This is a genomic window from Actinoallomurus sp. NPDC050550 (assembly GCF_040655075.1).
Lineage (GTDB): Bacteria > Actinomycetota > Actinomycetes > Streptosporangiales > Streptosporangiaceae > Actinoallomurus.
The window spans coordinates 94,411-113,622 of sequence record NZ_JBFAJC010000009.1 but is presented as its reverse complement, the minus strand read 5'-3'; the positions used below and the strand labels follow the sequence as shown (position 1 = coordinate 113,622).

General features: G+C 69.8%; 19 protein-coding genes. 8 read left to right on the top strand and 11 right to left on the bottom strand.

Features of this window, described 5'->3' with window-relative positions:
- Window positions 1–16: 16 nt before the first annotated feature.
- Together AB0I04_RS15170 and AB0I04_RS15165 are read left to right on the top strand one after the other, a co-directional pair.
- Window positions 17–922, top strand: a complete 906-nt coding sequence (locus tag AB0I04_RS15170; protein WP_360884181.1) for an SDR family NAD(P)-dependent oxidoreductase — start codon at window positions 17–19, stop codon at window positions 920–922.
- Between the two features lie 29 nt (window positions 923–951).
- Window positions 952–1,167, top strand: a complete 216-nt coding sequence (locus AB0I04_RS15165; RefSeq protein WP_360884178.1) for a 4-oxalocrotonate tautomerase family protein — start codon at window positions 952–954, stop codon at window positions 1,165–1,167.
- A gap of 149 nt (window positions 1,168–1,316) precedes the next feature.
- On the opposite strand, the gene AB0I04_RS15160 is transcribed toward AB0I04_RS15165, so the two are convergent.
- A complete protein-coding gene (locus AB0I04_RS15160; RefSeq protein ID WP_360884175.1) occupies window positions 1,317–4,460 on the bottom strand; it encodes a glycosyl hydrolase in 3,144 nt (1,047 codons plus the stop codon).
- Window positions 4,461–4,509: 49 nt separating this feature from the next.
- The gene (locus tag AB0I04_RS15155; protein ID WP_360884172.1) at window positions 4,510–6,144 is read right to left on the bottom strand and encodes a hypothetical protein; all 1,635 of its coding nucleotides are present in this window, start codon (window positions 6,142–6,144) and stop codon (window positions 4,510–4,512) included.
- Window positions 6,145–6,308: 164 nt separating this feature from the next.
- On the opposite strand from AB0I04_RS15155, the gene AB0I04_RS15150 reads away from it, so the two are divergent.
- Window positions 6,309–7,484: an ROK family protein gene (locus tag AB0I04_RS15150; RefSeq protein WP_360884169.1), complete on the top strand. Its 1,176-nt coding sequence runs from the start codon at window positions 6,309–6,311 to the stop codon at window positions 7,482–7,484.
- 36 nt (window positions 7,485–7,520) lie between these two features.
- Here AB0I04_RS15150 and AB0I04_RS15145 read toward each other — a convergent pair whose 3' ends face one another.
- The 6 genes from AB0I04_RS15145 to AB0I04_RS15120 form a co-directional block, all read right to left on the bottom strand.
- The gene (locus tag AB0I04_RS15145) at window positions 7,521–8,654 is read right to left on the bottom strand and encodes a tetratricopeptide repeat protein (protein WP_360884166.1); all 1,134 of its coding nucleotides are present in this window, start codon (window positions 8,652–8,654) and stop codon (window positions 7,521–7,523) included.
- 506 nt (window positions 8,655–9,160) lie between these two features.
- A complete protein-coding gene (locus AB0I04_RS15140; RefSeq protein WP_360884163.1) occupies window positions 9,161–9,826 on the bottom strand; it encodes a hypothetical protein in 666 nt (221 codons plus the stop codon).
- 118 nt (window positions 9,827–9,944) lie between these two features.
- Entirely contained in the window at window positions 9,945–11,144 is a 1,200-nt protein-coding gene (locus AB0I04_RS15135; protein ID WP_360884159.1) for a DNRLRE domain-containing protein, read from the bottom strand.
- 120 nt (window positions 11,145–11,264) lie between these two features.
- Window positions 11,265–11,708 (bottom strand): alpha/beta hydrolase, encoded by a 444-nt coding sequence (locus AB0I04_RS15130; RefSeq protein WP_360884156.1) that lies wholly within the window; start codon window positions 11,706–11,708, stop codon window positions 11,265–11,267.
- A 106-nt stretch (window positions 11,709–11,814) separates the two neighbouring features.
- Window positions 11,815–11,976 carry a DUF397 domain-containing protein gene (locus AB0I04_RS15125; RefSeq protein ID WP_360884153.1) on the bottom strand — a complete coding sequence of 54 codons (162 nt, stop codon included), beginning with the start codon at window positions 11,974–11,976 and terminating at the stop codon, window positions 11,815–11,817.
- 24 nt (window positions 11,977–12,000) lie between these two features.
- Window positions 12,001–12,858, bottom strand: coding sequence for a helix-turn-helix transcriptional regulator (locus AB0I04_RS15120; protein WP_360884150.1), 858 nt, complete (start codon window positions 12,856–12,858; stop codon window positions 12,001–12,003).
- 330 nt (window positions 12,859–13,188) lie between these two features.
- Here AB0I04_RS15120 and AB0I04_RS15115 point away from each other — a divergent pair, with 330 nt between their 5' ends.
- From AB0I04_RS15115 to AB0I04_RS15105, 3 genes are read left to right on the top strand one after another with little or no spacing between them, the layout of a single operon-like run.
- Window positions 13,189–13,614: a hypothetical protein gene (locus AB0I04_RS15115; protein ID WP_360884148.1), complete on the top strand. Its 426-nt coding sequence runs from the start codon at window positions 13,189–13,191 to the stop codon at window positions 13,612–13,614.
- Window positions 13,615–13,628: 14 nt separating this feature from the next.
- A complete protein-coding gene (locus AB0I04_RS15110; RefSeq protein ID WP_360884145.1) occupies window positions 13,629–14,231 on the top strand; it encodes a cell wall protein in 603 nt (200 codons plus the stop codon).
- Window positions 14,232–14,249: 18 nt separating this feature from the next.
- Window positions 14,250–15,080, top strand: coding sequence for a MauE/DoxX family redox-associated membrane protein (locus AB0I04_RS15105; protein ID WP_360884142.1), 831 nt, complete (start codon window positions 14,250–14,252; stop codon window positions 15,078–15,080).
- A gap of 209 nt (window positions 15,081–15,289) precedes the next feature.
- Here the strand turns inward: AB0I04_RS15105 and AB0I04_RS15100 are convergent, their stop codons facing one another.
- Window positions 15,290–16,489: an MFS transporter gene (locus AB0I04_RS15100; RefSeq protein WP_360884139.1), complete on the bottom strand. Its 1,200-nt coding sequence runs from the start codon at window positions 16,487–16,489 to the stop codon at window positions 15,290–15,292.
- Between the two features lie 82 nt (window positions 16,490–16,571).
- Between AB0I04_RS15100 and AB0I04_RS15095 the strand changes: the two genes are divergently transcribed.
- On the top strand, window positions 16,572–17,030 hold the full coding sequence (locus tag AB0I04_RS15095) for a helix-turn-helix domain-containing protein (RefSeq protein WP_360884136.1): 459 nt from the start codon (window positions 16,572–16,574) through the stop codon (window positions 17,028–17,030).
- Window positions 17,031–17,040: 10 nt separating this feature from the next.
- Here AB0I04_RS15095 and AB0I04_RS15090 read toward each other — a convergent pair whose 3' ends face one another.
- Together AB0I04_RS15090 and AB0I04_RS15085 are read right to left on the bottom strand one after the other, a co-directional pair.
- A complete protein-coding gene (locus AB0I04_RS15090) occupies window positions 17,041–17,337 on the bottom strand; it encodes a MoaD/ThiS family protein (protein WP_360884133.1) in 297 nt (98 codons plus the stop codon).
- Complete coding sequence (locus AB0I04_RS15085) at window positions 17,334–18,449, bottom strand: sialidase family protein (RefSeq protein WP_360884130.1); 1,116 nt, start codon at window positions 18,447–18,449, stop codon at window positions 17,334–17,336. The genes AB0I04_RS15090 and AB0I04_RS15085 overlap by 4 nt, the downstream gene beginning before the upstream one ends.
- Before the next feature lie 276 nt (window positions 18,450–18,725).
- Between AB0I04_RS15085 and AB0I04_RS15080 the strand changes: the two genes are divergently transcribed.
- Window positions 18,726–19,154, top strand: coding sequence for a hypothetical protein (locus tag AB0I04_RS15080; protein WP_360884127.1), 429 nt, complete (start codon window positions 18,726–18,728; stop codon window positions 19,152–19,154).
- The last annotated feature ends 58 nt before the right edge of the window (window positions 19,155–19,212 follow it).

Below are 19,212 nucleotides of genomic sequence, written 5' to 3'. Positions count from 1 at the left end.
GATACGAGGAGGCCTCATGGTCGCCGACGACAAGGTCGTCCTCATCACGGGCGCGTCGAGCGGATTCGGCGCGCTCACCGCCCGGGCCCTCGCCCGCGCCGGGCACACCGTGTACGCGGGCATCCGCCAGACCACGAGCCGAAACGCCACCGCGGTCGACGATGTCAGGCGGTACGCCGACAAGCACCGCGTGGCCCTGCGCGCCGTCGAACTGGACGTCGGACGCCAGGACTCCGCCGACGCCGCCGTCGACCAGGTGATCTCCGTTCACGGCCGGATCGACGTCCTGGTGCACAACGCCGGGCACATGGTGCTCGGACCGGCCGAGGCGTTCACCCCGGAACAGCTCGGCGACGTCTACGACGTCAACGTCCTGGGCACCCAGCGCGTCAACCGGGCCGCCCTCCCGCGCATGCGCGCCCGGGGCGAGGGACTGCTGGTCTGGGTCGGGAGCTCCAGCACCCGCGGCGGCTGCCCGCCGTTCCTCGGCCCGTACTTCGCCGCCAAGGCCGCCATGGACGCCCTCGCGGTCAGCTACGCGGCCGAACTGATCCGATTCGGCATCGATACCGCGATCATCGTGCCCGGGGCGTTCACGTCCGGCACCAACCACTTCACCCACGCGGGCGCGCCGGCGGACGGCGAGCGCGCCGCAGAATACGACGAGAAGTACGCCGCGCTGATGGAAGACGTCAACGCCCGGCTGGCGGCCCTCATCCCGCCGGACGCCGACGCGCGTGAGGTGGCCGACGCGATCGTCCACGTCGTCGGCCTGCCCGCCGGAACCCGGCCGCTCCGCACGCACATCGACCCGAGCCGCGACGGCAGCGAAGTCGTGTCCGCCGTCGCCGACCGCATCAGAGCCGAGTTCTTCCGCCGCGTAGGGCTGGAAGACCTCCTGACCGCCGGAAGCAGCCGCTGACCGGTTCGACCGATCGAAGGGAACACACAATGCCGTTCGCCAACTTCAAGGTCCCGGCGGGAACGCTGAGCCCGGAGGAGAAGGAGAAGCTCGTCACCCGCGCCACCGACCTGTACGCGGAGATCTACGGTGACCGGGCACGCGCCAACACCATGGTGCTCGTCGAGGAGGTCGCCGACGGCGGCTGGGGCATCGGCGGCGACGTCCTGACGCTCGCCAAGCTCCAGCAGCACTCGCAAGGCTGACCTGACGGCGAGGCCGCCGCCGAGTCGCTCGGCGGCGGCCTCCTTGGCGGCGAGTCGACGCGCGAGAGTTCGCGTTGGTCGTCGCGGTCGATCTTCTCTCCCCCGGCAGAGACCGAGGTGGTAGGTTGCCGCGCGTTCGCGGACGGCTTTCAGCGCAACGGGGATTCGACGTACGGGGTCAGGACGACGGGGCCCAGCAGGCCGGTTCGCTGGTTCGGCAGGCGGTAGGTGGCGCCTCCGGTGGCCTTGACCGCGTTGTAGAGGGTGGTCGACACGGTCACGGTGATGGTGTTGGAGCCGGCGTGCAGCTGCCTCCCGAGGTCGATGCGGCTGATGTCGCTCTGGTCGATCCCGCTCACCGGGCGGCCGTTGACCTCCACGCGGACGGTGTCGACCGCCCTGCCGAGGTCCAGGTAGGCGCCGTTGTCCTTGTTCCAGCCGGCGGGCATCACCACGGTGGTGGTGTAGGTGCCGACGCCGGAGGCGTTGCCGAGGCCGGGACTCGTGGTGATCTCACTCCACGATGGCAGGGTGCCGTCCTGCCTCGCGACCACATTGGTCGCGCGCAGGGTCGTCTTCTGGGTTTGGTCCTGCGTGGCTCCGGGGGTCCAGGATTCGGCGGAGAGTCGCCAGGACGTCAGCTTCTGTGGCGGCGGAACGTCCTTGATGACGGTGGAGACCGTACGGCCGTTGTCGAGGGCTGCGGTGTAGTCGCCGTCATCGGTGGCGCGGGCCAGCAGCGAGCCGTCGCCGCCGTAGCGGACGTCCGCGTTCGTGTTGACGGCGTGTCTTGGGCTCGGCCCCTTACCGATGACGGCGATGACGGTGACGTCGTACGGCGCGAGCTTCACCGGAACCCTGATGGAGCCCTGCTCCTTGGTGTAGGCGGCGATCGAATCGATCGTGCCCGTCCAGCCGTCGAGCCGGTAGGGGCGTCCGCTGCCGTAGAGGGAGATCGTGGTGTCGGCCTGGGAGCCGGTTCGGTTGTAGACGAAGTAGTAGTCGGTGTCGCCCGCGTTCCGGTGCACCGTCTCCAGTGCTCCCCCGGACGATGCGGCCTTGGCGTCGGGCCGCAGACCGGTGTGGCCGAGCGCGGCCGGGAGTCCGGACTCGTCGGCGACGTGCCGGACGCTGGACTGGTGCAGTAGTTGCGTGGTCAGGGCCTTGATGCGCGCGTCCTGGCTCGCGGTGCCCGCGCCGGGCACGGCCGAGGGGGCGTCGCCGATGACAAAGACCGGCAGGCCCTGCCGGGCGAGGGTGAGGATGCGCTCGGCCGCGTCAACGGTGATGGTGGTCTGGTCGTTCAGGACCAAACCCTTGTAGGCGGCACCGTCGGGCAGGAGGCGGTGGTCCTTGTACGGCGTGTCGGGCGTCAGGTACTCGTAGGTGTAGCCCGCGGCGGCGGTGGCCGAGCCGACGCCGAGCATGTGCGTCGTCGCTTCCTGGGAGCCGACGCTCTGCCCGGCGAGGCCGAGATCCTGGTAGTAGACGGCCAGGTCGAGCCGTGGCCTGCCCTGCCGCAGGACCAGCTGGAGCCGGGAGAGGTGGTCGTTGACCGATCGGTAGTCCCGCCACTGCGGGACACGCGGTCCGAACAGCTCCCCCACGTTGAGGTAGCCCCGGATGTTCCACGGGTTGTATCCCGGCCACGCGCCGCCCTCGCCGGGGTTGGGGGACGCGAGCCCGGCCGGTGCGTCCTTGTAGGCGAAGCCGTGCCACACGACCTGGGTGACGCCCCCGGCGAACGCCTTGTAGGTGGTGTCGAGGTTGCCGTTCTGGGCGTCGCCGTCGACCCACGGCTGGTCCGTCGTGAGGTCCTGGTTGAGGTCGCGGCCGGAGACGGTGGATCGGTAGGCGCCGTTGAAGACGGCGCAGCACTCGGTGGAGATCCGGGTCGTCCCGACGCTGTGCGCCCCGCCCGCGAGGATCTTGTAGTCCTGCTCGGCACCGTTGGAGTTCGGGCTGCCGAAGTCGAGCGACTCGCCCTCGGGCACACCCGTCACCCGGGCGGCCCGGCCGGTCTGGATCGGGTCGCCGTAGGCCTGGGCACGGTAGTTCAGGCCGTGCGACCTGGCCCAGCGCTGCAGGCCGGTCACGTACCGGTCGATGTAGAGGTCGCTCCAGGTCTGGCGGTAGTCCTGCCGGTAGCGGGCTCCGCTGCCGTCGCTGAAGTCGAACGCCGGAACGGCCGTGCCCTGCTGGCCGGCACCGGTGAGCGCCGGAAGCGCCTCGATGACGGAGTAGCCGCGGCGCTTGCTGAACTGGGACGCGAAGTCCCAGGTCCACAGCTGGTCAGCACCCATCTCCAGGGAGTCCTCGAAGATGGAGCCGGTGCCGTTCATCCGGCCGAGCAGCCGCTCGGTCTCGGGGGTGAAGATGGCGGAGTTCCAGAAGGAGGCGACCGCGTTCGCTCCGGAGCTGCTGAGGTGATCGACGACGTAGTTCGGCGTCGTCGCGGTCAAGCCGGTCTTCGTCAGGCCGTCGGCCGTCTGATAGAAGGCGAGCAGCGCCCAGGTGCCCGAGCCCGCCGGCGCGGTCCAGTCCAGCGTGCCGTCCTTGGCGTCTTCCGTCAGGTCGGTGACCGTGGACCTGTCCAGCTCCCGGGACCCGCCCTTGGGCGCAGGGCACGAGTCCTCGACACACTTGACGGCCGCGACGGCGACGAGCGTGGTCTTCGCCCCGGTCGGCACGCCCGTAGTTGGCGTGGGCAGAGCTCCCTGGAAGGTCGTTCCGGCCTTCACGAACGCGGTGCCGTACACGAGCTGCTGTGCCGCCGCGGGGTCGTTGACGTCGGTGACGGTGGGCACGGTCGGCGGGTAATGGGGGCCCATGTTCTGGTCCACCGTCAACCCGTACTTGCTCGCCTCGGCGATGATGACCTGCAGCTTGCGCGTCCACAGCGTGGTGCCCCAGCCGTAGGTCTTCAAGAACTCGGGCTGCTGGTTTCCGGCTCCCGGCACCCCGAACGGGGACACCTCCACGCCACCGGCGCCGGACGCCGCGATCTGCTTGACCTCCGCGCGCAGTTCGTCGTCGTCGGTGTCGGCGAGCGGCACCCACCACCGGTACTTGGGCCGCACGCTCGCCGGCGGGTTCTGGAAGGTGCCTGCCGTCAGCGCCGGTGCGCGATCCGGCACGATGGCGACGGCGCTCGGCGGTGCCGTCGGCACGCCGGCGACAGCGCCTGCCGCCGGCGGGACGCTCATACCGAGGGCCACGGCGCCGATGGCGAGCATCCGGCCGACACCGCGCCGGCGGCTGGTACGGCCGGGTGGGGGCGAGTTCAGGATCACGAATCAGTTCCTTATTGAACGGTTTTAATCCCGTTGGCCGAACGTCCGTTCAGGACGTGATGTGGATTGCGGCGACGCCTTCGGCCGGGAGGGTGAGGGAAAAGCTCGTGATGCCGGTGGTGCGGTCCGTCTTGAGCTGAAGGGGCTGGTCGTGGAGCTCGCCGGCGTCCTGCAGGGCGCGTAGTTGACGTCGGCTGGGGTACTCCGGGGAGCCCATCTCGACCCACTCGCGTTGCGGGTTGGTGTGGTCTTCGTCGATGAGCTGGACCCGAGCCCGGGCCCGGGCCGACAGGCCACGCACCTGGACGGTCAGTTCGGCGGGCTGGGCGGGAGCGGGGTGACTGCCGTCGCCGGTGGCGAGGGCGTGGTTGTAGAGGAGGATGTCGACCTTGCCGCCGGCGCCCCCGGTGACCGCGATCCCGCCGACCGTGGCCGGCGCGCCGGACAGGGTGAACGGAACGCTGCGCTGCCCCACTTTGTGGAGGATCTGCAGCAGTCGGTAGGACGGCTTCTTGATGCCGTGGATCGTCTGCAGGCCGAACCCGCCGTGGAACGGCTTGTCGGCCTGGCCGGCCTCTTCGAAGATGTCGGTGAACGCCCAGTAGGACAACGCGTCCACGACCCCCGCCGTCTCAATGATGGTCCGCAGGAAGCTCGCCGCGGCGTCGGACCGGTCGAGTGCGGCGTCGCCGAGGTCCGCCGAGACGTTCGTCTCGGAGATATAGAGGGAAACGCCCTTAGGCGTGTCGGCGCGGTTCTGCTTGAAGAATGTCGCCGCTCCGTTCGGCCCCGCACCGGTATCCGTCTCGTACCCGTGCGCGGCGCCGAAGTCGACCGGGACACCATTGGCGGTGGCCCACTGCATGAACTCGCGGTAGTACTGCACGCCGGGAGAGCGTGGCGGGCCGAAGCTGAGCTGGCCGGCCGACGTCGCCGGGCCACCGACCCGCAGACTCGCGTCGACGTTCTTGATCGCCTCCGCGGCGTATCGGTACAGCTTGAAGTAGGCCTGCTGGTCCCCGTTGAAGAACACGGACAGATTCGGCTCGTTCCAAACTTCGAACGGCCACTTGCGTACCTCGCCGATGCCGTAGCGGTCGACCATGTGCCGCGCGAAGTCCCCGACGACCTTGCCCCAGAGCGCGTAGTCCTTCGGCTCCATCTGGTTGAAGTCGTAGAGGAAGACGCCGAAGGGTGGCGGGGCGGACTGCAGGGCCGCCGGCATGCTGCTGAGCTCGACATAGGGGTGCATACCGTGGTCGACCAGTGCGTCGTAGATCTGGTCGACGTTGAAGAAGGAGTAGTCGTCCTTCGACAACGCCGGATTGCGCGGCCGGCCGTTGACCGTCGGGAAGTACGTGCTCATCGAGCTGTTGAGCACGCCGTGGAAGCGCAGCGACTGGATGCCGAGCTCGTCATGGCACGCGAACAACTGGTCCTGGTAGTCCCGGCGCAGCGCCTGCTTCGCCCAGTCCCCGCCGACGACCCGCTCCCACACGTGAGGGAACGGCGAGGTCGGCTTGGTCAGGTCGACAGTGGCCTGCGCGCCGGTGGACCGGGCCTCGGCCGCCTCCGCGGTGCGGGCGCGGAGCAGCTCAGGGCCCAGGACCGCGCCGGCTGCGGCGGCACCGCCGACGAGCATCTGACGACGGGTGAGGCCCGAGCGGGCGGGGGTCTCTGCCATGACTCTCCTTAGGGCACGCCTCGACGCGCGCCGGTTCCGGCGACCGCGCCGAGGCGACGGCGCAGGTCGTGTGCCGGAACTTAACGCTCGGACATACCCGGATACAACGGGCAGAAGTGTTGCGATCACGCCAATTAATCGCCGAATCAGCTATAATTGCCGCTGTGACACACGGACTCGAGACGACGAGTCCTCGTGGCGCGGAACGGCGCGTCGTCGAGCTCCTCGACCAACACGAGGCCCTCACCCGCGCCGAGCTCGCCCGGCTCGCCGCCCTTCCGGTCAGCACGGTGACGGGAGCGACCGCCCGGCTGCTCGCCCGCGGCGTACTCGAAGAAGCTCATGGGCACAGTCCAGCGCGCATACGGGGTCGGCCCGCCACACCGCTCCGGCTCGTACGAAAGGCATCCCTGGTCGGCGCCGTCGTCATCACGCATCGGGTCATCCGTGCCGCGCTCGTCTCGACCGACGGGCAGCTGTTCGGGCGGGTCGAGGAGCCGTACGACTGGCTGCAGTGCCCGGACATCGTCGCCGAGGTCGCCCGGCTGCTGGCCACCGCCCACGAGAAGGCCGCCCACTCGACGTCCGTGGACCACATCGTTCTCGGCCTGCCCTTCCCGTATCAGCAAGGCGTCGGCTTCTCGCGGCTCGAGGCGTTCGTCGCGCGGCCCGCGGAGGCTCCGCCCATGTCCGCGTGGCTGTTCAGGGACCTCGCACCGGACCTGACCGCGGCCTTCGGTGTACCCGCGACGGTCGACAATGAGTGCAACCTCGCCGCCCTCGGCGAGCTGGCGTTCGGCGCCGCCCGGGACCGCCGGCACGTCATCTACCTGAAGCTGGTCACCGGGATGGGCGCCGGGCTCATCGTGAACGGACAGCTCGTGCACGGCGCGAACGGCCTCGCCGGCGAGCTCTCCCATCTCCACGTCGACGACGCCGGCCCGATGTGCCGCTGCGGGGCGCGCGGATGCCTGGGCATCGTCGCCAGTCCCGACCAGATCCTCGACGCCGCGCGCCCAATGCTCGGCGCCGACGTGAGCATCTACGACGTCCTCGGGCTCGTGGCCCAGGGCGACCCCGCCGTCCGGCGCGTTCTCGACGACGTCGGCCGCCTGGTCGGGCAGCACCTCGCCCCCGCCTGCGTCATGCTCAACCCGCAAATGATCGTCGTTGACGGGACGCTGGGCCCCGCGGCCGCTCCCGTCATCGAAGGTCTCCATGACGGCCTGCGCCGGCACATGCCCGCCGGGGCGTACGAAGCACTGACGCTCACCGTCGGGAAGCTGGGCGGCGACGCGGAGCTACTCGGAGCCGCCCAGGTCGCTCGCACCCGGGCATGAGGCCGAAGGGAGCGAACGCCCGGGGTCCGGCCGCCCCTACCCGAGGTCGGCGTCGGGCCAGCCGGGGGGCAGGATGGGCATATCCGAGCCCATGGCCTGGCGGAGGCGCTCGGCGAAGCTCTCCTGCAGCGCGCGCCCCCATGGGTAGGCCGTGGCGACCCGAACGGCCTCCCCCATCACCTCGTAGGCCTCGGCGGGCAGGCCGTCCGCGCCATTGGCGTAGCGGGCGGCGATCAACGCGTACATGTGGTCGAGCGCCCCGAAGACCTCGCCGGTGAGCGCCGGCAAGGAGTTGGCGCGTACGGCGGACTCCACCTCGCTCTCCCACCAGAGGTCCTCGCCTTCGGCGGCGAACGTCCGGCGCAGCCTCGCGCGCACGTGCTCGCCGAGCGCGGGGTCGTCGAGGCCCCGCCGCCAGATCTCCTGGGCGGCCTCGTCGCGGCCCCGTAGGGGAAGCGTCCGGGCGAGCAGCTCGATGGCCAGGGGGACGACGTCCGGGTCGGCGTCCTCCCCCGGCGTCACGCTCCCGAACGCGTTGATCGCCTGCTCCAGGTGGGCGATGCCCAGGCTGACCGCGAGCCGGGCGTGCGCCTGCGCGTCACGGCCCCGGTCGACGAGGTCCAGCGCACCGGACAGCACCCGCTGTGCGCGGGCCGGCTCACCCCACTCGATCAGGCGAAGGGCCAGGTCGTGGGCTGCGACCGGCGCGTACTCCGGATCCTCGGTGGCGATGACCTGCTCCCACCACTCGCACGCTCGGCGGGCGTCGCCCTCCTCGTCGGCGATCTGGGCGAGCGCGAGGCAGGCCGGCGGGAGGTAGGCGCGGTTGCCGAAGTCGACGACGGTACGCCAGGCGTCGCGGGCCTGGTCGCGCTCGCCGGCCCGCTCCCATGACAGCGCGAGATGGTACGCGGCGCGGGCACCGTACTCCGGATCCCCCGTCGCGATCGCGAGCCGGTCCGCCTCGCGGGCACCCTCGTGATCTCCGCGACCCTCCAGCACGACCGCCAGGCCCAGCGCCGCCTGCGCTCGCTCGGAGGTGTCGCCGGTCTCCAGGACATTGCGGAACAACTCGGCGGCGCGTTCGAGATCGCCGCTTTCGGCGTGGTTACGGGCCTCTTCGAGAATGGTCGACGGGTCGGCCGTCGCCTCGCCCGGAGTCGTGCTCATCGCTCCCTCCGATCGCACGACGACCCGTAGGCCGGGGTCCGTAGTGATGCCTCGTCGCTCGCACTCATTCTCCGTGCCCTTGGGGGTAGGCGCCGCTTTTTGCGATGAGCCTAACGGGACAGACCGGGCTTCGTCCCCTTCCACGCCGTCGGTCTGGCCGCTGAAGGTCACCAGCGCAGAGAAGCGTGCGAACACGTTGTCCTACGGCTACACCGGCTCACTGCACTACGTCGAGTACGACCACCTACTATTCGTAGCCACGACGGCCGCCGGTCGAATCTGACCCAGTGAGAACGTCGGCGGCATGCCAAACCCGTCAGGCAGGCCCAGCCGATGTGGCTGAGGGTCGGGAAGATCCTTCCTTCGTCATCGCCTCTGCCACCGGTGAGCCGTTAGATCGGGCTGATCGTGGGATTCCCCTTGAAGCCGACTGCGTCGCCCGCAAGAAGCCCCGCCGTGAGCAGCAGCGGGTGATTGCTGCCGCTACGTTCTGATCCGGCCTCCGTTCAGGACATGCGGCGGGCGACGTCCTCCGCCAGGCCGAGGACCAGGGCCGTCTCCTTCGGGCCCGGCCTGCTGTGGGTGCGCGCGGACACGTCCACCACGGCGTTGGACACGCGGAACTTGACGTGGATGTCGTAGATGTTGGTCTCCAGCAGCGGAATCTGGATGCTCGAGTCGTCGACGTAGGTGTAGCCCTGCTCGCCCACGCCTACCGGCGTCGCCGGCGTCCGGTGGCTCCGGGCGGCCGGTTCGCGCGACTGGGCCTGATCCCGTGTCGCTCTCGTCTCGGCGGAGACGTGGCCCTCGCGGATCCAGGTCTGGACGCGGATGCGAACCGTGCGGAACGGCCGGTCCTGGCCCGCCGGCACGCTGCTCCACTTGCACTGGGAGGACACGTCGCCGCTGTGGCCGCCCAGCCAGTTCTTGGGCCGGGAGTCGCCCGGTTCGCGGGCCCCGTGGGAGACCAGCGGCGCGAGCGGCTGCGGTGGCGGCATGAGGGTGCAGGCGTCCAGCGCGGCGAACCGGCCGTCAGAGGTGAACAGCCCGGCGTCCCAGGAGACGGCCAGCCCGCAGCCGCCGACGAGGATCAGCGGCGCGAGAAAACGGGCGTACGCGAACCGGCGGCGTCTGCGGCCATGGAGGATGGTGGTCTCGGGAGGGAAGGACACGACCCAAGCGTCGCACGGCCGGTGACCATGCGTGACTTCGGCGCTGCGCGACCCGGGTGAACCGCCCGACCTCATGGATCAACGGGACTGCCTGACTTCAGCGGCTGGCGGCGCGGGCTCACTTGCGCGACGTGTAGGTGATCACAAGTGTCGGGTCCAGCCCGGGGTTGTCGTTCCCTTCTGTGCCCAGCCCGAAGAAAGTCATCTGATTTTGCGGAGCCGGTGTCTCGTTTCCGGCCTTGAGCAGCAGCCCGTGCTCAGAGCGGGGTGAGCCGATCCAGTCGTGTACGAGCGCGGTCGCGTCGAGGTCGCACATCATCGGGTCGTCGGCGTTGGCCAGAATGCCCTTGCGGGCTGGTTCGCCGTAGTCGCCTCCGGGATCGGTCCACGCTTTGCGGGCCGCCGCGTTGTTCCATGTCGCCTTGGAACTGGTGAACGAGCGACGCAGTCCATAAAGCCGGAACGAGCCGACCTTGTCCCCACTGGATTCGAGGGCGCAGTCCCACAGGCGCAGATGTGCCTCGACCTTGGCCGCGTGGCGGAGCAGCGTGGGTAGCCGCCCGAAGCCGAAGATCACGCGGTCGACGCCGGCGCCGCCGGTATGGTGGCCCGCCCTCAGCGGCGGTTGGCTCGATTGGCCGGCGGCGACAACGGTTTTCGGGCGGTCCGAGGACAGCATCGCGGCCGCGTTGGCGCGTAGGATGATCTCGGTACGACCGGCCGACGGGAACTGTACCGGCAGGTTCGGGCCTGGGATCGTCGCCCCCGACCTGGTCGACACGGTCACCCGGTAGGTGTAGCTTCCTCCGCTCGGGCCGGTGAGGGTGGGTACGGCCGGGTCGACGTACCTGGTGTCATGCGGGCCCAGCGTCGCGATCACCTCCGGCGTTGAGGCCGTGAAGGGTTTGTAGGGGCCGCTGCGATACACCAGGTACCCCATAACGTCGTTGGCGGGTAGGCCGGTGGCGTTGACGAAAGCCGGCCAGGTCAGCTCGATGCCCCTCGGGCCGATGACGCCCGGCGTCGGCACGACGGTCGTCGGAACCGACGACGGCGGAATGGGAGACCTCGTGATCGGTATCGGCGTAGGCTCCGAAATGGCCGGCGTTCGAGGCGTACCCGAGGGTGAACCCATCGTGTGCAGCAGTGCGCCGGCCACGATGAAGTAGGTGCCGTAGGCGAAAGCGCTGACGCTGAGCATCGCAAGGGCGATGGCCGCCGCCGACATCTGTTGTCTCCGAGCCACCCCCGCGTTCACCGCGGTCGCAAGGCCGCCGAGGCCGCCACCGAGCGCACCACCGACGAAAAGCAGCGGCATCGGTAGCAGCACCAGCACTGCCTGCCACCGGGGAAGCCCCTTAATCTGACGTAGCGTCCTTTGGAGCCCCGACTCATAGCGGATCCCCCTAAACCTACGCATGCTCCCCCTTAAGGCCCCTTACCGGACAACGTCGACAAGGAAGCCTGCCATACACCGGAGCCGGGGGACGGACGGATTCGGGCCATCGGCACCGGCCTCGACGAGGATGAGCGCGTCGACGAGTTCCGGGCACGCGGCGGCCGTCAGCATCGCGGTGTGCCCGCCCAGCGACTGACCGATCAGCGCCACCGCGCCCATCCCCAGCCGCTCGATGACGGCGACGACGTCCGCGACGTACGCGGCGCGGGACACGTCACCGGGGTACCGTTCGCTGCGGCCGTGTCCACGCTGGTCGACCGCGACGACGCGGTGTCGGCGGCCGAGCGGCCGTGCCGTCGCCTCCCACTCTCCCGCGTGACCGGCCAGGCCGTGCAGCAGCACGACCGGTGGTCCTGACCCGCCGCTGTCGAGGCACCGCAGGCGGACACCGTCGCGCACGACCACACGCTCGATCCACTCCACACCGGCCCCCGTCCGCGCACGTCTGCCATCGCTACGCTCAAGCGATGGAACGCCGCCGCCGTCCTGGTCGGCTACTTGCTGCACCAGGCGGGTGTCCGGCGGCCCGTCAGTGGACGACCACCGCCACCTCGACGCACGAGCCGCCCTGGGCATTGCTGCGCGCGCTCTTACGCCAGGGCATCGCCGCGACCTCGACGCAGTCCCCGCCTTGCGGATTGCTGCGGCTGCTCTTGCGCCAGTCGGCTCCTGCCAGCTCCGGTGCTGCCACGACACGCCCTCTTCCGTCGGTCGGCTACAGCTGGTCCATCACCGCCGCGATCATCGCGAGCGACTTGTCGACGCCCACGCCGTTCGCGATCAGGTGATCGACCATCTTCCTATATTCCTGGATTTCCTCCTTGCGTTCCAGATAGAGCGCGCCCGTGGAGTACTCCATGTAGACGATCGGCGAGTCCGTCGGGTCGGGGAACCGGAGGTAGTTGAACGACTCCGGCGTGGCGAGCACCGGGCCCGCCTCGTACGGGAGGATCTGGATGACGACGTTGGGGAGTTCGGACAGTTGCAGCAGGTGCTGGAGCTGGGCGCGCATGACCTGGCGGCCGCCGACGATGCGGTGGAGGACCGACTCGTCGAGGATGGCCCAGACGCGTAGCGGGTCCTCCTTGGTGAGGAGCTCCTGCCGGGCCATGCGCAGCTCGACGCGGCGGTCGACCTCTTCCGGTTTGAGGCGGAGGACGTCGACGCCCATCAGGGCGCGAGCGTAGTCGGGGGTCTGGAAGAGGCCGTAGAGGAGCTGGGAGCGGTACGCCTCGATCGACGAGGCCGCCGTCTCCAGGCCCAGGAAGATCGAGAACTGGGCGGGGAGGACGTCGTCGTACCCCTGCCACCAGCCCTTCTTGCGTGAGTCGCGGGCGAGGCCGGTGAGCGTCTCGCGGACCTTCTCGTCCGTGACGCCGTACAGGTCGAGCAGGTCGCGGACGTCGCGCGGGTGCAGCGGCGTCCGCGCCGTCTCCATTCGGCTGAGCTTGGTGGGTGAGCACTCTAGGTGCCTCGACGCCTGTTCCAGCGTGAGGTTGCTTCTTTCGCGGAGCCGGCGCAGCTCCAGCGCCACGCGGCGCCGCCGGAACGTCGGGCTTTCTTTGATCGCCATCGTGCCTCCTTGGGGGGATTCCGCAGCACCATCGTTGCGAGGCCGATAACCCTCCGCAAGCAGTTCGTCGCAATTCGCACACGGGACATGCGTCTAGCGGCTACTCCCGCGTCAGTGGCCTGTTCCGGACATCGACCACCGATTCAGATGGATAGCGGCGATACGCCCGCCGCCCTGACGAGCGCGGGCGTGGGGATCTGCTAAGAACGCAGGCCGCCGTTTGTAGAAACTTTCTTTTTACTCGTCCGTTGACTCCGTAAGTTTCCTTCCTCACCATCGGAGGCATCCCGGGCAGGCCTGTCACCTCGAATCCACCGAACGGAGACTGTCATGGGCTGTTCCAACAGCAGCTCTCCCGCCTTTGGCGAGATGTCCTGGTTCTGCTGTGGTAGCTCCTGGGGGCCGTGCGGCAGCGCCGGCCACGGCGCCTGCGGCACCTGCAACTCGGGATCCCACCAGTGCGCGTGGCCCAACACGTCCGACGCCTGCTTCAACATCACCCGGCCCGACCAGTGCGGTGAGGGCCTGTCCCGGCGCACCTGCGGCCACGTCTTCTACGTGACCAGCACCTGCAGCGGCAAGTGCGTGAGCGTGTCCATCGCCGACTGCGGGCCGGACACCAACGCCTTCTGCGGCGAGCGCTCCTGCTGCGGTTCGACCTGTTACACGAACCGCCTCATCGACCTGACCCCCTCGGCGTACAGCGCCATCCTCGACCTGTCCAGCGGTCTTTCCGCCGCCCGAATCGACAGCTGACCGGAGGCCCCGCCATGCCCCAGCCAGACCGCCGCCGATTCCTGACCTCCGCGGTCCTGGGCGGTTCCGCCGTCGCCGGAGCCACCGCGCTCGGCTCCCTCGCCCCGGAGGCCGCCTTCGCCGCACCTCCCCGGCTCGACCTCGACCCTGGCGCCCTGGACCCGAACTTCGCCGAGGGCCGGATCACCGCGATCAGCGGATCTCTGATCAAGGCGTCCGGCTCCGACCGGACCCTCCACCGGATCCACGTCACCGACGGCACCAGCATCTGGAAGCTCCGCCCGACGACGTTCGAGCAGATCAAGGTGGGTGACGGGTTCTACGCCCGCGGCGTGCGCCTGCCCGACGGCTCGCTCGCCGCCGACGCGATCTGGGTGAACATCGTCAACCTGGACGCGTCGATCGCGTCGATCGAGAGCAAGCGGCTGCACCTCGACCACGCCGGCAAGAGGGTCGTCGGCCATGTGATCAGTGGCACGACCGCCGCGGTGTACAACCACGCGCCGGCCGTCGCCGACCTCACCCGCCTGCAGGTCGGCAAGCACGTCAAGGTGATCGGCGCCTGGCGGCCCGACACCAATGAGGTGGACATCGCAACCGTCTACGCCGGTGTCTAGCCGAGGAGGGGAATACAGATGATCGAGTGGTCGGCGTCGGTTCAGCCACTGTTCGTCGGTGGCACCCTGCTGTGGTCCGGCGCGATCAAGTTCGCCGGCCGGTCGGCCCGTCGCTCCGCCGAGCGGTCGGCGCTGCCGTCGCTGGTCGGCGCGGGCCGCGCGCTGCTCGCCTACCGGCTGACCGGTGCGCTCGAACTGGCGCTGGCCGCGGTGCTGCTCCTGCCGCCCGTGTACGCGGGCGAGGCGGTGGCGGCCGCCGTGCTCGCCACCGGCTTCCTCGGGTACCTGGTCTACGCGCGGATCTCCGCACCCGATTCCTCCTGCGGCTGCATGAGCACCCGCCGTACGCCGGTGACCGGGCGTGGTTTCGGCCGCGCGGGGTTGCTGTTGGCCGCGGCGCTGCTCGGGACGCAGGCGGACCGGTGGTGGGGCGGTGGCCTGGCCGCCCATCCGTGGGCCGCCGGAGCGACGCTCCTCGGCGAGGTCGCGGCCCTGGTCGCGCTGTCGCCGGAGGCCGACCGCATGTGGCTGCTGCCGCTGCGACGGCTGCGGGTACGGCTACGGCATCCGCTCGCGGACCGGTCGTTCGAGATGCCCCTGGAGTCCAGTCTCCAGCAACTCCACCGCAGCCCCGCGTACCGCCGCGTCAGCGGGCTGCTCCGGTCGGGGCTGAAGGAGACCTGGGACGAGCAGGACGTCCGGGTGCTCTGCTACACGGCGGAGTACGAGGGCCGCCGCGCGACGGCGGTGTTCGCGGTGCCGCTGCGGCACTACCGGCCCGAGGAGATCCGCGGCGCGCTGGTCGACGAGACGGCCGAATCGACGCTGCTCGTCCTCGCCGGCGCCTGACCCCCATGGCCGGGTGCCCTCCGCCGGACGGAGGGCACCCGGCCTCTACCCGCCCCCGCAGCCCGCCTCTACCCGCCCTGCAGCCCGCGTCTACCCGCCTCCACAGTCGGTGTCTTCACTCGCCTCCGCGGCCGGCGGCTCGGCGTAGGTGGTGTGCGGTGACCAAGCCGGACCTCCCACGACTGGAACCATCGCCCTCTGTAACCGCTTCACGGCCTTTGAGCCAGATCCTGACAAGCGACAGCGTTTGCAGGGGCGCGACCCGGCGTGTGGGCACTGAATGCCCAGGTGGCGAGTGCGCAGAGCGCGAGCGTCGCGCCGAGGATGGCCGGGCCGATCCAGCCGGTGGCGTCGAACAGGGCCGTGGTCGCGGCTGCTCCCAGGGCGGAACCGAGGGAGTAGAAGACCATGTAGGCGCCGATGGTGGTGCTGGTGCGGTCGGGGTAAGCGGTGGTGAGAGTGTGCTGGTTGCTCACGTGCACGGCTTGAACGGCGAAGTCGAGCAGGATCACGCCGAGGATCAGCAGCGGAAGCGACCACGATAGCTGCCCGATCACGGCCCAGGAGGCGAGCAGGAGTGCGAGTGCGATGCCGGTGACCCGGCGCGCGTGCCCGGCATCGCCCCAGCGTCCCGACCGGGCGGCACCGAGAGCTCCGGCCAGCCCGGCGACGCCGAAGAGCCCGATCTGCGCTTCGCTGAGGTGCCACGGCGCACCGGCCAGCGGCAGGGCCATGCCGCTCCACAGGGTGCCGAACGAGGCGAACAGGAAGAACGCGATCAGCCCGCGGCTGAGGAACACCGGCTGGGCGAACAGCCCACCGAAGGACCGAAGGACCTGCCCGTACCGTGCCGTGTTCGGGCGAACATCCGCGGGCAGCAGGGTAAGGGTGAGCAGCGCGAGCACGGCGGCGAGGATCGCCAGGGTCAGGTAGATGCTCCGCCATCCCCACAGGTCCGCGAGGACCCCCGCGATGACACGCGCGCCCAGAATGCCGATCACCACGCCCGAGGTCACGATGCCGAGGTTGCGCCCGCGCTCGGCCGACGGAGAGACCGCTGCCGTGTACGCGACGGCGGTCTGCACCACCACCGCGAACACGCCCGCCGCGGCCAGTCCGGAGAATGCCGCCCAGGCGACCGGGGCGGCCGCAGTGATCGCCATTCCTGCGGCCACCAGGACGAGGTGCGCGGCGATCAAGCGCCTGCGGTCGAGCACGTCGCCCAACGGCACCAGCAGCACCAGTCCTGCCAGATAGCCGAGCTGGCCGGTGGCCACGAACCAGCCGAGCGAATCGACCGGAACGCCCAGGTCGCGCCCCATCGGGCCCAGCACCGGCTGCCCGGCGTAGACGCTCGCCACCGCGACCCCGCACACCACCGCCAGCAGCAGCCTCGTCCTCCAGTTCACAGACACCCCCATTTGGTTTTGTTTTGCAACCGATTGGAGGTTAGGCCAGAATGGTTTCAATAAGCAACTCATTGGAGGGGTGATGGCAGGCGACGACACCGGCGGACAGAGCCCTGCGTGGACGGACCCGAGCTGCCCGGTCGCCCGCACGGTCGATCTGGTCGGCGACCGGTGGAGCCTGCTCATCATCCGCGACGCGATGGACGGCGCCCGTTCGTTCACCGACTTCCAGCAGCGCACCGGCATCGCCCGCAACATCCTCACCGAACGGCTCCGCAAGCTCACCGCCCACGGCCTGCTCACCCAGGTCGACGCCCCTTCGGGCAGACGCAGGCTGTACGCGCTCACGGAGGCGGGCAAAGACCTCTTCCCCGTGATCGTCACGCTGCGACAATGGGGCGAACGCCACGCCTTCAAAGCGGGCGAGACGCACTCGGTCCTGGTCGACGGCAACGGTGCCCGCGTACCCGACCTCCTGCCCGTGGCAGCGAGCGGATCGCCGCTGACAAGCGATACGACCTCGGTGCGACGGCACACCTGATCCCCGGCCGTCAGCCCCCCGCCATGGCACCGATGATCATGAACGGCTCGGCTCCGGCCGCGACCGGCTCGGGTAGTGGCGTGTCGGGCGGCTCGTGGGACAGGTCCTGTTCGCAGGCGTAGAACCGGACGAACGCCCGGCGCCGCTGTGTGCCGTGGTCGCGGATCGTGCCGCGCAGCACCGGGTAGCGGGCCTCCAGCGCGTCGAGAACGGAGCCCGGCGTGGCCGGCGCGGGCACGTCGAGCTGCACCTCGCCGTGTACCTGGGCGAGGACCTTCAGGTGCGCCGGCAGTACGACGCGGATCACGACAGTGTCTGGACTTCGACGGACAGGACGGCCGGGAGGTCCCGGACGATGGGCGCCCACGTGTCGCCGGCGTCGGCCGAGACGTACACCTGCCCGCCGGTCGTGCCGAAGTAGACGCCGCAGGAGTCGAGCGCGTCGACGGCCATCGCGTCGCGCAGCACGTTGACGTAGCAGTCGCGCTGCGGGAGCCCCTTCGTGAGCGGCTCCCAGTCGTTCCCGCCCGTACGGCTGCGGTAGACGCGCAGCCGCGCCTCCGGTGGGTAGTGCTCGGAGTCGCTCTTGATCGGGACGACGTAGACGGTGTCCGGCTCGTGGGCGTGCACCGCGATGGGGAAGCCGAAGTCGGTCGGCAGGTCGCCGCTGACCTCGTGCCAGGAGTCGCCGGCGTCGTCGGTCCGCATGACGTCCCAGTGCTTCTGCATGTAGACGGTCTCCGGCCGCGACGGGTGCATCGCGAGGCGGTGGACGCAGTGGCCTACCTCGGCGTCGGGGTCCGGAATGCCCTCGGAGCGCAGGCCGCGGTTGATCGGCCGCCAGGTCTCGCCGCCGTCGTCGGTGCGGAACGCGCCCGCGGCCGAGATCGCCACGAACATCCGCCGCGCGTCGGCCGGGTCGAGGATGATCGTGTGCAGGCACATCCCGCCCGCTCCCGGCTGCCAGGACGGTCCCGAGCCGTGCCCGCGCAGCCCTGGCAGCTCCTGCCAGCTCTGACCGCCGTCCGTCGACCGGAACAGCGCCGCGTCCTCGACCCCGGCGTAGACCGTGTCGGGATCGGCCGGCGACGGCTCCAGGTGCCAGACCCGCGCGAACTCCCAGGGATGCGGCGTGCCGTCGTACCACTGGTGGGTGCCGGGGACGCCGTCGTACTCGAACCGGTTGCTCATCGCCTCCCAGGTCCGGCCGCCGTCGTCGGACCGCTGGATCAGCTGCCCGAACCACCCGGTGGACTGCGAGGCGTACAGCCGTGACGGGTCGGCCGGAGAACCGGTGAGGTGGTAGATCTCCCAGCCGCCGAAGTGCGGCCCGCTGATCTCCCAGTCCTCCCGTCGGCCGTCCGAGGTCAGGATGAACGCGCCCTTGCGCGTGCCGACGAGTACGCGTACGCCGCTCATGGTCACTCCTCTCCGCAGCCGAGCGCCCTGACGTCGCCCAGAAATGCGGTCCGATACCCGAAATGTCGTCATTGACCTGCGGGTTCGCAGGTCACCCACGTTAGACCACGGCGAGCCGAAAAACTCATCGCTGACACGAACAGGTGGCCCGCCGGACCCCGGGTCCTCAGCCCTATCGCGAGGGGCCCGTGATGGGGACCTGAGGCTCTTGTCCCGGCGCACCCGGCTCAGCAGAGTTGATCTTTGCTCGAAGCAACAAGATCAAGGAGCAACGCAGTGCGCCTCACCCTTCGCAAGACCGCGCTCGTCGCCACGGCGGCCGTCATCGGCCTGGCCACGGCGAGCCTGAGCGGAACCGCCGAAGCCGCGGCCAAGGTCAAGCCCGTCACCGTCAGCTGCACGAGCAAGCAGGGCGACAAGGGAACCCTCTACGTCTACAAGGCCAGCTGGGGGATCTACCAGGTCGACTACCGGATCAAGCTCAAGGGCTACGGGAAGCGCACGGCCAACGACATCCAGGTCAGAGACGAGGGCGGGCTCCCCAACGACGAGAAGTACTCGACCGGGAAGGCCGTGTCCGACAACAAGGTCCACGGATTCCACTCGCAGCAGTACGGCCGGTCGTTCGGCTACTACCACGTCAAGTTCATCTTCGACATCCCGAAGAAGAAGGACCACTGGTGCACCACGAAGAAGAGCATCTGACGGCACGATGAGACGGCGGGACCGCGGGGCGACCCGCGGTCCCGCCGTCGTTCAGCGG

Excerpts from the sequence above, each read along its gene's own strand:
- AB0I04_RS15085 (WP_360884130.1), bottom strand. The coding sequence starts at position 18,449 with ATGAGCGGCGTACGCGTACTCGTCGGCACGCGCAAGGGCGCGTTCATC.
- AB0I04_RS15145 (WP_360884166.1), bottom strand. The coding sequence starts at position 8,654 with ATGAGCACGACTCCGGGCGAGGCGACGGCCGACCCGTCGACCATTCTC.
- AB0I04_RS15115 (WP_360884148.1), top strand. The coding sequence starts at position 13,189 with ATGGGCTGTTCCAACAGCAGCTCTCCCGCCTTTGGCGAGATGTCCTGG.
- AB0I04_RS15135 (WP_360884159.1), bottom strand. The coding sequence starts at position 11,144 with ATGCCGCTGCTTTTCGTCGGTGGTGCGCTCGGTGGCGGCCTCGGCGGC.
- AB0I04_RS15155 (WP_360884172.1), bottom strand. The coding sequence starts at position 6,144 with ATGGCAGAGACCCCCGCCCGCTCGGGCCTCACCCGTCGTCAGATGCTC.
- AB0I04_RS15165 (WP_360884178.1), top strand. The coding sequence starts at position 952 with ATGCCGTTCGCCAACTTCAAGGTCCCGGCGGGAACGCTGAGCCCGGAG.
- AB0I04_RS15105 (WP_360884142.1), top strand. The coding sequence starts at position 14,250 with ATGATCGAGTGGTCGGCGTCGGTTCAGCCACTGTTCGTCGGTGGCACC.
- AB0I04_RS15120 (WP_360884150.1), bottom strand. The coding sequence starts at position 12,858 with ATGGCGATCAAAGAAAGCCCGACGTTCCGGCGGCGCCGCGTGGCGCTG.
- AB0I04_RS15095 (WP_360884136.1), top strand. The coding sequence starts at position 16,572 with ATGGCAGGCGACGACACCGGCGGACAGAGCCCTGCGTGGACGGACCCG.
- AB0I04_RS15110 (WP_360884145.1), top strand. The coding sequence starts at position 13,629 with ATGCCCCAGCCAGACCGCCGCCGATTCCTGACCTCCGCGGTCCTGGGC.
- AB0I04_RS15170 (WP_360884181.1), top strand. The coding sequence starts at position 17 with ATGGTCGCCGACGACAAGGTCGTCCTCATCACGGGCGCGTCGAGCGGA.